The organism is Pseudomonas graminis (genome assembly GCF_900111735.1).
Lineage (GTDB): Bacteria > Pseudomonadota > Gammaproteobacteria > Pseudomonadales > Pseudomonadaceae > Aquipseudomonas > Aquipseudomonas graminis.
In genome coordinates, this window is sequence record NZ_FOHW01000068.1 from 1 (window position 1) to 10,738 (window position 10,738).

At 58.6% G+C, this 10,738-nt stretch carries 20 protein-coding genes; all 20 read left to right on the top strand.

Annotated elements, in window-relative coordinates; translation table 11 throughout:
* Positions 1–38 precede the first annotated feature (38 nt).
* The 20 genes from BMY98_RS25920 (at position 39) to BMY98_RS27470 (ending at position 10,684) form a co-directional block, all read left to right on the top strand.
* Positions 39–461: a phage regulatory CII family protein gene (locus BMY98_RS25920; protein ID WP_074893606.1), complete on the top strand. Its 423-nt coding sequence runs from the start codon at positions 39–41 to the stop codon at positions 459–461.
* A 146-nt stretch (positions 462–607) separates the two neighbouring features.
* Complete coding sequence (locus BMY98_RS25925; protein WP_074893607.1) at positions 608–1,270, top strand: Rha family transcriptional regulator; 663 nt, start codon at positions 608–610, stop codon at positions 1,268–1,270.
* A gap of 11 nt (positions 1,271–1,281) precedes the next feature.
* Entirely contained in the window at positions 1,282–2,058 is a 777-nt protein-coding gene (locus BMY98_RS25930; RefSeq protein WP_074893609.1) for a helix-turn-helix domain-containing protein, read from the top strand.
* 20 nt (positions 2,059–2,078) lie between these two features.
* On the top strand, positions 2,079–2,714 hold the full coding sequence (locus BMY98_RS25935; RefSeq protein WP_245760125.1) for a replication protein P: 636 nt from the start codon (positions 2,079–2,081) through the stop codon (positions 2,712–2,714).
* On the top strand, positions 2,711–2,935 hold the full coding sequence (locus tag BMY98_RS25940; RefSeq protein ID WP_074893613.1) for a DUF3310 domain-containing protein: 225 nt from the start codon (positions 2,711–2,713) through the stop codon (positions 2,933–2,935). The genes BMY98_RS25935 and BMY98_RS25940 overlap by 4 nt, the downstream gene beginning before the upstream one ends.
* A gap of 106 nt (positions 2,936–3,041) precedes the next feature.
* Positions 3,042–3,344 carry a DUF1364 domain-containing protein gene (locus BMY98_RS25945; protein ID WP_074893615.1) on the top strand — a complete coding sequence of 101 codons (303 nt, stop codon included), beginning with the start codon at positions 3,042–3,044 and terminating at the stop codon, positions 3,342–3,344.
* Positions 3,341–3,724, top strand: a complete 384-nt coding sequence (locus BMY98_RS25950; protein ID WP_074893617.1) for a phage protein NinX family protein — start codon at positions 3,341–3,343, stop codon at positions 3,722–3,724. The genes BMY98_RS25945 and BMY98_RS25950 overlap by 4 nt, the downstream gene beginning before the upstream one ends.
* 228 nt (positions 3,725–3,952) lie before the next feature.
* Complete coding sequence (locus tag BMY98_RS25955; protein WP_425438913.1) at positions 3,953–4,363, top strand: VRR-NUC domain-containing protein; 411 nt, start codon at positions 3,953–3,955, stop codon at positions 4,361–4,363.
* Positions 4,360–4,626: a hypothetical protein gene (locus BMY98_RS25960; protein ID WP_074893621.1), complete on the top strand. Its 267-nt coding sequence runs from the start codon at positions 4,360–4,362 to the stop codon at positions 4,624–4,626. The genes BMY98_RS25955 and BMY98_RS25960 overlap by 4 nt, the downstream gene beginning before the upstream one ends.
* Positions 4,623–5,912, top strand: coding sequence for a tyrosine-type recombinase/integrase (locus BMY98_RS25965; protein ID WP_074893623.1), 1,290 nt, complete (start codon positions 4,623–4,625; stop codon positions 5,910–5,912). The genes BMY98_RS25960 and BMY98_RS25965 overlap by 4 nt, the downstream gene beginning before the upstream one ends.
* Positions 5,909–6,178, top strand: a complete 270-nt coding sequence (locus BMY98_RS25970; protein WP_074893625.1) for a hypothetical protein — start codon at positions 5,909–5,911, stop codon at positions 6,176–6,178. The genes BMY98_RS25965 and BMY98_RS25970 overlap by 4 nt, the downstream gene beginning before the upstream one ends.
* Positions 6,179–6,181: 3 nt before the next feature.
* Positions 6,182–6,496, top strand: coding sequence for a hypothetical protein (locus tag BMY98_RS25975; protein ID WP_074893627.1), 315 nt, complete (start codon positions 6,182–6,184; stop codon positions 6,494–6,496).
* A 3-nt stretch (positions 6,497–6,499) separates the two neighbouring features.
* A complete protein-coding gene (locus BMY98_RS25980) occupies positions 6,500–7,063 on the top strand; it encodes a hypothetical protein (protein ID WP_074893629.1) in 564 nt (187 codons plus the stop codon).
* 291 nt (positions 7,064–7,354) lie between these two features.
* A complete protein-coding gene (locus BMY98_RS25985) occupies positions 7,355–7,543 on the top strand; it encodes a Com family DNA-binding transcriptional regulator (RefSeq protein ID WP_074893630.1) in 189 nt (62 codons plus the stop codon).
* A 4-nt stretch (positions 7,544–7,547) separates the two neighbouring features.
* The gene (locus BMY98_RS25990) at positions 7,548–8,396 is read left to right on the top strand and encodes a putidacin L1 family lectin-like bacteriocin (protein WP_074893631.1); all 849 of its coding nucleotides are present in this window, start codon (positions 7,548–7,550) and stop codon (positions 8,394–8,396) included.
* A 28-nt stretch (positions 8,397–8,424) separates the two neighbouring features.
* On the top strand, positions 8,425–8,562 hold the full coding sequence (locus BMY98_RS25995; protein ID WP_074893632.1) for a Com family DNA-binding transcriptional regulator: 138 nt from the start codon (positions 8,425–8,427) through the stop codon (positions 8,560–8,562).
* 8 nt (positions 8,563–8,570) lie between these two features.
* A complete protein-coding gene (locus BMY98_RS26000; protein ID WP_074893633.1) occupies positions 8,571–9,446 on the top strand; it encodes a putidacin L1 family lectin-like bacteriocin in 876 nt (291 codons plus the stop codon).
* Between the two features lie 344 nt (positions 9,447–9,790).
* Complete coding sequence (locus BMY98_RS26005; RefSeq protein WP_074893635.1) at positions 9,791–10,108, top strand: phage holin, lambda family; 318 nt, start codon at positions 9,791–9,793, stop codon at positions 10,106–10,108.
* A gap of 41 nt (positions 10,109–10,149) precedes the next feature.
* Complete coding sequence (locus BMY98_RS26010) at positions 10,150–10,536, top strand: hypothetical protein (RefSeq protein WP_074893638.1); 387 nt, start codon at positions 10,150–10,152, stop codon at positions 10,534–10,536.
* Positions 10,496–10,684, top strand: coding sequence for a hypothetical protein (locus tag BMY98_RS27470; protein ID WP_074891356.1), 189 nt, complete (start codon positions 10,496–10,498; stop codon positions 10,682–10,684). Before BMY98_RS26010 ends, BMY98_RS27470 begins: the two co-directional genes overlap by 41 nt.
* Positions 10,685–10,738: the final 54 nt, after the last annotated feature.

A 10,738-nucleotide genomic window follows, 5' to 3' on the forward strand; every position in this document is an offset into this window, starting at 1 on the left:
TGGCACGCAGCCACTGAAACAAATTTGAGGGTTTACGAATGGAAGATTTCTTGCGGGCCTGCCACACGACGGTGAAGGAAAGCGGCGCCGAGGAGCTGGCCGGGAAGATGTGTCTTGCCCACGTGAGCCTGCTCCAGCGCTCCAACCCGGACAACGCAGCTCACCACCTGACCATCGAGCACCTCTTCGGGATTCTGCTGCACACCCAGGACATGCGTCCTCTGCTGGCGCTGGCGGCCGGGTTCAACTTCGACCTAGTAGCGAAAGAGCAGCCTGTGGCTATCGACGTTCACCAAGCGCTGGGGCACGTCGCCCTCGAAATTTCCGAAGTGACCGTGGAGACGCATCGCGCAATGGCTGACGGCCGTGTTGACCAGATGGAGCGTGCGCGAATCCTGCGAGAGATCGCAGAGGCGGAGAAGGCTCTGGACGTGCTTAAGGCATCGGTCAAGGCAGCCTAAATCGCAGGCAATAAAAAAGCCGGTGGCTAGACCGGCTTCTTCAACAACACTTGTGAGGTCCGATTATGCACACCACGAACACCCGTAGCAATACCCCGCGTGATTCGTCAGTTTTCCACCTGCCGCAAGTAATGACGCGTCAGGTCATGTCGTCTCGCGAGATCGCCGAGCTGACCGGTAAGCAGCACAAGAACGTCAAGCGTGACATCGCCTCGATGCTGGCCGACCTGAAAATAGATGCGCTCAGTTTTGAGCGCACCTATTTGGACGGCCAGAACCGCAACCAGACTGAGTACCTGCTGGACCGCGAGCACACCGACTGCCTGCTGACCGGCTACAGCGCACCACTCCGCATGGCAGTGGTTCGCCGCTGGCGCGAACTGGAGCAGCAGGCAGCCCCACGCATCCCGGCCAATTACGCCGAGGCGCTCCAGCTCGCCGCAGACCAGGCCAAGGAAACCCAGCGCCTGCTAGGCGTGCTTGAGCTTCAAGCACCCAAGCTCGCAGCCATCCGCCGGCTTGCCGCAGCTGAGGGCGCGATCTGCATCACCGACGCGGCAAAACAACTCGGCATCGCCCCGTCCAAGCTCTTCGACTGGCTCCAGGCAAATCGCTGGATTTACCGCCGCGGTGGATCGACTCGCTGGATCGCGATGCAGCCACGCATCCGTGACGGCTTCCTGAAGCACAAGGTGACCGCGCTCAAACCCGATATCGAAACCGGTGTCGAGCGCGCGGCATATCAACCCCTCGTTACCCCGAAAGGCCTCGCACGCTTGGCCGAAAAGAACATTGGAGCCGCGCTGTGAGTGTTCAAGCTATGTCATGGGCTCTCGCATTGCCGAAGGCTTCCCTTGAAAACCCTGCTGCCCGTCATGTGCTGTTGTGCTTGGCGAACTACGCCGGTAGCGATGGCCGCGGGGCGTTCCCCTCTGCGCTGACCCTGTCAGACGACACCGGTCTTTCCGAGCGCACCGTGCGCCTAAAACTGGATGAACTGGAGAAGGCGGGATTTATCACCGAAGGCAATCAGGCCATTGCTGCTGCCTACATCGAGCGCCGCGACCGCCGCCCAGTCGTGTACGACCTCCAACTTAAACGGGGTGCAAATGCTGCACCCCGTAAAGAACGGGGTGCAGATAACCGCACGGGGTGCAGCTCACAGCAGAACGGGGTGCAGGAAAACGCAGAACGGGGTGCAGCAGCTGCACCCAATACACCACTTAACCATCAAGGAACCGAAGAGCAGCTGCAGCAGCGCGATTTGGCCGCTGAGATTGCCGAGCAAGACCTAGCCGCCGCTGAGTGCCCGTCGCCGAACCAGCGCTTCGCCATGTTCGCCGCGTGGGAACCAAACGCGAAAGCCTTGGCCGACCAGATCGCAATCGCCGGCATCCCAGCAGACTCAGTGCCGGATGCAGCGGTTCGAGCGTTCAAGGGTTTCTTTGCTGCCCGCCCTGGCACTGTCGATTCGTCGCCCGGCTGGTGCTACCGCCTCGTGCAGTGGGTGAAGCGTGAGCGAGTCAAAGCGGCAGGCCAAGGCCAGGCGCCTGATTTCGACGACACCAGCTGGGCTGAAAATCTGGGAGGTCTGTGATGAAGTCCGTCGCGAGCATCATGCAGCAACTGCCGAACGTTCCATCTGCCGAGGTCGTGCCGCTCACGATCGACGCTGGCACCGTCCATGTGATCAACCAGCTGTTCCGCGAGCTGAAGGCGATCTTCCCAGCGTGGAAGCAGGCCTGGCCTGACAAGGAAGACATCGGCGCTGCCAAAGCCACTTGGGTCAAGGCGTTCATGGCCGAGAACATTACCCGTATCGAGCAGATCCGCTTTGGCATCGAGCAGTGCCGCAAGCTGGGTTCCGACTTCGCACCGAGCGTTGGCAAGTTCATCAAGCTGTGCCAGCCCACGCCGGAAATGCTCGGCATCCCTCCACTGGAGAAGGCTTTCCGCGAGGCCTGCCGCAACGCTCACCCATCCATGGCTGGGCAGGGAAAGTGGTCTCATCCGGCTGTCTGGCACACCGCGAAGGAGTGCGGCTTCGAACCGCTCAACCGCCTCGAAACCTCCCTCGCCATGAAGCTGTTCGAGCGCAACTACGTGGTCACCTGCCGCCGAATGATCGAGGGTCTGCCATTGCAGAAGATGCCCTTGGCGCTGCCGGCCCGCGCCGAAGCCCGGCGCACTCCCGATATCGGAAACAAGGCCTTGGCCGAACTGCGCGCCCGTCGCGCCGGAGCATCAGCATGAGCGCACTCAACACACAAGTGTCCGGTGACCATTACAAGTCGCTGAATATTCAGCCCATCGAGTTCATCCATGCCAATGGCATTCCCTTCGCCGAGGGGAGCGTAATCAAGTACGTGACGCGCTGGCGCGCCAAGGGCGGCATCGCCGATCTGGAAAAGGCCAAGCACTTCCTCGAGCTGCTGATCGAGCTCGAGAAAAAAGCGCAGGGGCTCGCCGAATGAAGACTTTCCATGCGCTGATCCGCGTCTTTTGCTGCGCCGTGTTGCTGATGGAGTTTGGCTATTCGCACCAGGTGCGCGTGGTCGAGTTCCAGTTTGGGGGTGGCCTGTGAAGCAGACGAAGTTCACCAAGGCCGCGCGCGGCCGCGACTGCCAGATCCGTGTGCCGGGCGTGTGCAATGGAAACCCGGAAACCACGGTGCTGGCTCACCTGCGAATGGCCGGGACGCGCTGCGGCACCGGCCTGAAGCCGCACGACTTGCAGGCGGCCTGGGCGTGCTCGGCCTGCCATGAGGCCGTCGACGCGCGCCGCAAGACCGAGTTCAGCCGTGATCAACTCCGCACGATGCACATGGAAGGCATGGTGCGGACCATCGACATTCTGGTGAGCGAAGGGAAGGTTGCAGCGTGAGCGGGTTCGTGGAGGTGAAGACGGCAGAGCTTCAAGGCATGGCGCTGGACTGGGCTGTCACCGGAACCGGTTGCCTCACGATCGAGCAAAACGGGCTGAGGTTCGATCAGCAGCACCGGCCGACCGTTGGCGGTGACTTCGAGATTCCATATCAGCCATCCACCAACTGGGGTCAGGGTGGTCTGCTGATCTCGCGATTCCTGATGGACTTCAGTTGCGATCATACGGAGACCATTGGAGCCGCCCTATGCGACGAAAACGGCATGTATCTGAACGACCACATGTCGTATGGACCTACCCACCTCATAGCTGCTTGCCGAGCACTGGTCACCTACAAGACCGGCGAGTGGGTCTGCATCCCAAAGGAGCTTCTCTCATGAGCGCCTCCCGCATCTGGATCTGCATAGCAGTCATCACTCTGGTAACCGCAGTTGGTACCGGGCGCAAAGTCGATACGGCCGTGAAGCCGGCCAATTTGCAGGAGTTATTTCGATGACCTGGTCCCAGCTCAAAACCCTACTGAACAACTCGACGGTGCTCAGCACGGGGCGAGACACATTTGCTTTCGGTCCAATGAGGGTTCCGGCGAAAGGCGCAGGCAAATGAGGATGTTCAAGGCTTCGTCCACCCGCGCCAAGCCGGTCGATCGCGAAGGTCTGGAGCAGGCCGCGCTGATCAAGGAGCTCGAACTGAGCCTCCCGGCCGTGGCCGCCTTGATCTACCACGTTCCCAACGGCGGGCACCGTCACAAGCTGGTCGCCATCAAGCTGAAGGGGCAGGGCGTCAAAGCGGGCGTGCCAGATCTGGTGCTGCCGATGGCGCGCGGGGGCTACTTCGGCCTTTACCTCGAGTTCAAGGCGACGGCGCCGAACGATGCAGCGGTGTCGGCCAGCCAACACGCGTGGATCCGCCGGCTGAACGATCAGGGCTATCTGGCGATCGTGTGCCGGGGCCACTTCGACGCGATGGAGCAGATCCGCGCTTACCTTCGACTTCCTCAGACCATGGTGGCCGCGTGAGCAATCAATTTCAGCCGGGCGACTTGGCGTTGACAAAGGTCTTCGATGCCGACATCCCAGCCGGCAGTCAGGTAGAGCTGACCGAGCGCATCGAGAAAGGCGCCTTGGTTCGCGGCAAAGGCTATTTCCGGGCTCCCTCGCCAGGGTGGTATGTGATTCAGCAGAGCTCGGGCGTAAGCACGGCCTATGCCGATCACGAGCTGATTCCACTCCGGGGCGAGCGCGATTCGGCAGAGCAGAAGGCCAAGGCGGTGTCGGCATGACCACAGCCGCGGTGAAGATCACCGAAGCCGAGATCAAACGGCAAGCGGCCGGCACAGTTCAGGACGTGCGCGACCTCGAAAACAAGGGTCTGTACCTGCGCTTCAACAAGGCCCGCACCGGTGGTTCGTGGTACCTGGTATCGAAAGGGAAGTGGAACCCCATCGGCACGTTCCCCGAGCTGACGTATAAGCAGGTCGTTGCGGCATTGCCCTCGGCTCGCCTGCGTCTGGCCGCCGGCGAAGGTGCGAGTCTGTCGAAGTGGGACACCGTAGGCGAACTGCTGGATTGGTTCTCCGACCGGATGTCGCGCGATCGCAATCTGTCGGCCAAGCGCAAGAACACTGGCGCATCGATGATCAAGTGCCACCTGAAGCCGCGCCTCGGAGAGTTTCCGCTGATCGGCCTGGACAAGGCCACCCTCGACACCCTGCTGATGTGGCCGCTGCAGGAAACCATTTCCATCGACTACGTGCGTTCGGTGTTTCAACTGCTCGCCCTGGCATTCCGTCAGGCGGCGAAGCTGGGGATGATCACGTCCAACCCGATGGCGGCGATTCGGTTCAACGACTTCTCCAAGGCCAAGGTAGGCATCAAGCCGTCGCGCCTTCGCGGCGTTCAGCTTGAGGCCCTGATCGGGCAGTTGACCAAGGTCACGGACACCAACCCGCTGGATTCCATGCTCGCGCTGATGATGCTCTGCCACGGCACGCGGATCGGAGAAACCCGGATGGCGCGCTGGGCGCATATCAGCCTGGCCGAGCGTGAATGGTTCATCCCTGCCGAGAACACGAAAACGGGTGTCGAGCATCACTTACCCCTGACCGAGCAAGTGTGCGCGCTGCTGACACTGTATCGCGACGGCCAGTACGCCCGAGGCTATGACGGGCAGTACCTATTCCCCGCGCGCAACGGCAAGGCATTGGGTGAGGCTCAGGGCTGCGCAGTGTTCCGCCGGTTGGGGCAGGGCGAGTGGACGAGTCACGATCTGCGCAAGGTGGCGCGCACTGGCTGGGCAGACTTGGGCGTGGACCACCTGATCGGTGAGCTGCTGATCAACCATGCGATGGGCCACAACGTGAAGGTTTACATCCAGTCGGACGTGATGAGCCGCAAGCGCGATGCCTTGGAGAGGTGGCACGCGCATCTTGATCAGAAAGGGCTTGGACTGATTCACGGATTGACCGGCTTTAGATTTGAAGATTCTGGTAATGCGCTGGAAGCCACGGCGCACAGGGCCTGCAACCCCATTCAAGAATCAACCATAGGCGAGGTTTCAAAAGCATGAATAACAGCGATCTGATCGATAGAGCCCACGCCATCAGTGCATGCATGTCCTATGACGATGAAACCCCCAACGGCAACGCGAAGATGATGATGCGTGAACTCTGCCACCGTCTTGGGCAGCGGACAGTGCGCATCCACAAGAAGAAAGGTGGCTATTTGATGACCACTCTGTTCGGTGAAGCCCGCTTTCTCACTTGGAAAGAGGCAGTGATGTGGCGTCTGTTCGGCTGGCCGCCGGTGGGCACGGAATTATTGCGAGTTGCCTGAGATATGAGAAAGAGCCATGGCCCCGCTTTCCGCAAACAGTTGAGGCCGCTGATCGAGTGTGCGGCCTGCCGCGGTAAAGGCGTTACCCAAGGTATTAGCTACGAACTGGACTGCCTCGCATGCAACGCATCGGGCTGGGTCTGTGCCGATACCGGCGCCGCGCTGCCACTGGAAGATCTGGTGCCGCAACTGAACATGAAGCTGCGCAACGTCACCGCCGAGCTGAACCGGGCGCGACACAGCCAGGGCGGAGCGCACGAGCAATACGAACAGAACAACCGCCGCGGTGCCGGCGGATCGAACTACACAGGGGACTGATCAATGGGTATTTATAAAGACGTGATGGGCACACTGGTCCGTGTGCTGGCCGCGGACAATATCGACAACAGCACCAAGCAGAGCTGGCAGAAACTGATCGACGCTGACCTGCGCCAAGGTGGCAGCGGCAGTTCGATATCGGTCCGTGACAAGTTCGATTACGACTGCTGCCTTTACGCGCTGCTGCACCGTCACCTTGATGCAGCCCACTGGGACGTGCTGGTAGCGAAATATTCAACCCACAAGGCCAACAAGGTGGGAGCGATCGGACGTCTCTCAACTCGCATTGCCTCACCGGCACCGAGGCTCTTTATATATAAGGCTCTTACCGCCTGGGCCATTCCTCAATTGAAAGGCCTTCAGACGGGCAAGCGCTCCACCGACATGATCGTGCTACCCGCCGAATTCTACGACATGAATTCGTGGGATCCGGACGCCAACCCGGAGCGTACCCGTTACCGCTGGAGGGATGGGATCAAGAAGCGCTTGGAGGCGCTGGAAGAGGCGGCTGTTATCCACGCAACTGAGATATTCGACTCAGAAGAAATCTTCATTGACGCCGCTTGACCAAGTGGCGGAATGGCCGTAAATTAACCCCATCATGTCGATCTTACGCGTTATGAGAGAGACAGCAAAAGCCCTGCCACTGAGCAGGGCTTTTTATTGCCTGCCAGAAACGACAAAGCCCCGACATGATCGGGGCTTTTTCGTTTGCTCGGAAAAGAGAGGGCGACTCCAGAGGGTGCGCTAACACCCTGAGGAGACGCCAGATCGCAGAGTGTACCTGCAAGCCAGCCAAGGCCCTCACTGCTCGCGCGAGCGGGGCGGAGCCTAGCAGAAACCAAAAGGCTTTGCAGAATGTTGAAAGATTGCAGATGTGGAAAGTGCAAGAGACTTCTCGCCCGTATCGGCGAGATGACGGAGCTCCAGATCAAATGTTCCCGATGCGGGACGTTGAATCATGTGAGGGCCACGAGCCCCGAGCTATCGCCTTTGAGCGAAACGAATGCGGAATCCTCCGCGACAAATCATTCGACTCAAAGGTAAAAAAATGACAGATCCAGCACCAACGCCGTTTACCGGTTCCGGTTCGTCGGTACTGCCTCCGAAGCAGTCAATGACAATTGGTCAGTACCTTGTTTCCCCTAATGGTCGGTACAAACTAGTTCTACAGTCGGATTCGAATCTCGCGCTCTGGGACACTCAATCAACCGCGGGTAACGCAATCTGGGCAGGAAACCTCGACCAGCCTTACAGCATGAACCTGACCCATGAGAAAATCAAAACGACCAGGTTCTACGTCAGTAACTCCGGATACTTGGAAGACTCGCTGCGTCAGCGCATGTGGATGATGAACACCAATAATGCTTCGGACAATGGTCTGTGGGATCGATCGCACCTAGTCGTGCAAGACGATGCAAATATCGTCATCTTGGATATCCGAGCTGTCTACTCTAGCAACCGCTCGGCGAAGCTCCTTCCCAATACCGGCGACGTCACTATTTTTCCGCCCGGTATGTCGTTGGAGGTTGGCCGGCAGTACCCAGCTGGTGATTTCTTTATTGTATTCCAAGCTGATGGCAACCTGGTTGTGTACACCAAATCAGGCGGGGTTGTTTGGCACACTGAGACTTACGGAAAAGATGCTAAGACTGCAGTGATGCAAACGGACGGCAACTTTGTTATCTACTCTTCGACTGGCATGCCGCTGTGGAACAGTCAGACCGGCAATGTCCCAGGTGCGTATGCCCAGCTGCAAAACAACGGTGCATTCGTAATCTGCGCCGGCGTTCCGATCTGGGCGCGTTTCGGGTGGAAGCCTGGTAAGTCACCGAAGGTCTTCTACCCCGATAACGGCGGGCCATGGAAAACCTATGACCGCGTGATCTACACGTTCTGAGTTCCCATCACACTAACCTCTCGCGCGTATCGGGGAGATGACGGAGCTCCAGATCAAATGCTCCCGATGCGGGACGTTGAATAATGTGAGGGCCAAGAGCCCCGAGCTATCGCCTTTGAGCGACATGGACGCGGAATCCTCCGCACATAATCAGTCGACTCGATAGGTAATGTTATGGCTACTTACCCAATATTTGCTAACAACGGCGCGTCAATGCTGCCACCGCTGACATCGATGCAATTCAACCAATATATTCAGTCACCTAATGGCCGATACCGCTTGGTGTATCAGGCGGACGGTAATTTTGTCCTTTACGACTACCCGGCTGGTTTGGCAGTGTGGGTAGCAGATGCTACCAGTGCCTACAGTTACTCGTCTCGGTTGGGTAATGGCGGAAAGGATGAGGTGTATATCGATCGGGTGCTGGTGGCGAATAGCCGTGCGAGGGGGACGCACTGGAACTGTGAGATCACCACCGTTGGCACATTGTACGAAGGGCAGGACAAGCGCGTACATCTTTCAGTTCAGGACGATGGGAACCTGGTGCTGATGGACATCCAGGCGCTCTGGGCATTCAACACCCATCTTGCGCTGACCCCAAGCGTTGGTGCTGCCAACGTGATTGGGCCTGGGACCTCGCTTGAGGTTCAGAAGCTTTACCGTGCCGGTAATTTTTACCTCGTCTTCCAGCAGGATGGAAACCTCGTTGTTTATCGTAATGATGGCGTGCCGGTTTGGAACTCTCAAACGAATGGTAGCGGTGCTGACCACGCGGTAATGCAGGAGGATGGCAACTTTGTTCTCTATAAACCTGACGGCACGCCAGTTTGGAACACGGGCACAGGCGGCAATCCGGGGGCCTTTCTCCAGATCCAATCAAACGGCAACCTGGTCGTCTGTAAAGGTTTCATATTGTGGGCTCGCTTTGGTTTTACACCTGAGTTCTCGACAAAACCACCACGTGTGATTGTTTATCCTGACCATACAGATCCGATCGAGAATGGTACGGGTGCATTCCCCACCTATTTTCACATCGGGTACGAGTTCTAACTAAAGTAGCTAACAGGGTTTGGCCATGAGGGCCGAACCCTTCAAAACAGATGCTGATAAACCGGGCTGCGCTGTTAGCAAAGAGCCCGGCTTTTCTCGCTCATCGGTGTCACTGTGTTGATGTTGCGCGAGGAACTTCACCGGATGAGTGTAATTGGACACCACCGTTGGTAACGCTTAACGCCGGAGATCAGCACCGGCCATCCGCACCCAACACAAAGCCTCGGCACTTGCCGGGGCTTTTCCTTTTTCAGCCCTGCCACACCCATCGCTCCGAGCTGGGAGTGCTGTGGGGCTGACCCATTCCCCGATCCCGAAAGGGCGGATGTCGGACTACGACGAACATGCCTGAAAAATCACCTGACTTCTGGGCGCAGGTCTGGCTCGTCCTGTCGAATCCGCTCTGGCAAGGAGCGATCATGGCCGCAACCATTTCATTACTGCGCGTGCTTTATGAAGGGAAAGAAGCGAACAAGTGGCGCGTCGTGCTCGAGGCGCTGATCTGCGGCGCGTTGAGCCTGTCAGCCAGTAGCGTCATCGAATGGATGGCCTGGCCGTCGAGCCTGTCTGTCGCCGCAGGCGGCACCATCGGATTCATCGGTGTTACCGCGATCCGCGAACTGATCATCCGATTCCTCGGCCGCAAGGCGGATTCACTATGAGCCTCGAACCAGTTGTCGAAGTTGCCAAGGTCGGCTCCACGTTGAGAGCTATAGCGGTCGCCATCGTGATTGTGATCGTGATGAGCCTGCTGATCGCGATCCAGCAGATCCGCGTGGTCAAGCTGCAGGGTGCGGTCAGTGTCGAGGCCAATGCCAAGCAGGAAGCCGTCGATGCCAACAAGGACAGCCAGGCCACGATCACCACGCTGCGCGCCGAAGCCGAGCGCAACGCCAAATACGCCGCCGACCTCAACAAACGCATCAAGGCCAGCGAAGACAAGGCCAAAAAGGCCAAGAAGGATTTCGATGATCTCAAGCGCAACAGCAAACCTGTTCGTGATTGGGCTGCTCAGCCTTTGCCTGACGGCCTGCGCGGCAAAGCCGCAGGTGGTAACAAAGACAACAGCCATAAGGCTGGAAGCCCCTGAGCTGATCCCGTGCGAGCGGGTCAATGCAGACGATACCGATCTGCGTGACAACGGCGACGTGTGGGAGCTGAAGGACCAAGCCATAAAGCTGCTCGACACATGCGCTGACCAGGTCGATGCGCAGATCGTGCGCAGCCAAAGCAAGTGAAGAAGTCCTGGTACGTCACAGTGCCGGGCTACCCACCATTCCCCATGATCATGC

What these genes read in the sequence shown, in the direction of transcription:
- BMY98_RS25920 (WP_074893606.1), top strand. Translation starts at nt 39, where the DNA reads ATGGAAGATTTCTTGCGGGCCTGCCACACGACGGTGAAGGAAAGCGGC.
- BMY98_RS25925 (WP_074893607.1), top strand. Translation starts at nt 608, where the DNA reads ATGTCGTCTCGCGAGATCGCCGAGCTGACCGGTAAGCAGCACAAGAAC.
- BMY98_RS25930 (WP_074893609.1), top strand. Translation starts at nt 1,282, where the DNA reads ATGTCATGGGCTCTCGCATTGCCGAAGGCTTCCCTTGAAAACCCTGCT.
- BMY98_RS25935 (WP_245760125.1), top strand. Translation starts at nt 2,079, where the DNA reads ATGCAGCAACTGCCGAACGTTCCATCTGCCGAGGTCGTGCCGCTCACG.
- BMY98_RS25940 (WP_074893613.1), top strand. Translation starts at nt 2,711, where the DNA reads ATGAGCGCACTCAACACACAAGTGTCCGGTGACCATTACAAGTCGCTG.
- BMY98_RS25955 (WP_425438913.1), top strand. Translation starts at nt 3,953, where the DNA reads ATGTTCAAGGCTTCGTCCACCCGCGCCAAGCCGGTCGATCGCGAAGGT.
- BMY98_RS25965 (WP_074893623.1), top strand. Translation starts at nt 4,623, where the DNA reads ATGACCACAGCCGCGGTGAAGATCACCGAAGCCGAGATCAAACGGCAA.
- BMY98_RS25970 (WP_074893625.1), top strand. Translation starts at nt 5,909, where the DNA reads ATGAATAACAGCGATCTGATCGATAGAGCCCACGCCATCAGTGCATGC.
- BMY98_RS25975 (WP_074893627.1), top strand. Translation starts at nt 6,182, where the DNA reads ATGAGAAAGAGCCATGGCCCCGCTTTCCGCAAACAGTTGAGGCCGCTG.
- BMY98_RS25980 (WP_074893629.1), top strand. Translation starts at nt 6,500, where the DNA reads ATGGGTATTTATAAAGACGTGATGGGCACACTGGTCCGTGTGCTGGCC.
- BMY98_RS25985 (WP_074893630.1), top strand. Translation starts at nt 7,355, where the DNA reads ATGTTGAAAGATTGCAGATGTGGAAAGTGCAAGAGACTTCTCGCCCGT.
- BMY98_RS25990 (WP_074893631.1), top strand. Translation starts at nt 7,548, where the DNA reads ATGACAGATCCAGCACCAACGCCGTTTACCGGTTCCGGTTCGTCGGTA.
- BMY98_RS26000 (WP_074893633.1), top strand. Translation starts at nt 8,571, where the DNA reads ATGGCTACTTACCCAATATTTGCTAACAACGGCGCGTCAATGCTGCCA.
- BMY98_RS26005 (WP_074893635.1), top strand. Translation starts at nt 9,791, where the DNA reads ATGCCTGAAAAATCACCTGACTTCTGGGCGCAGGTCTGGCTCGTCCTG.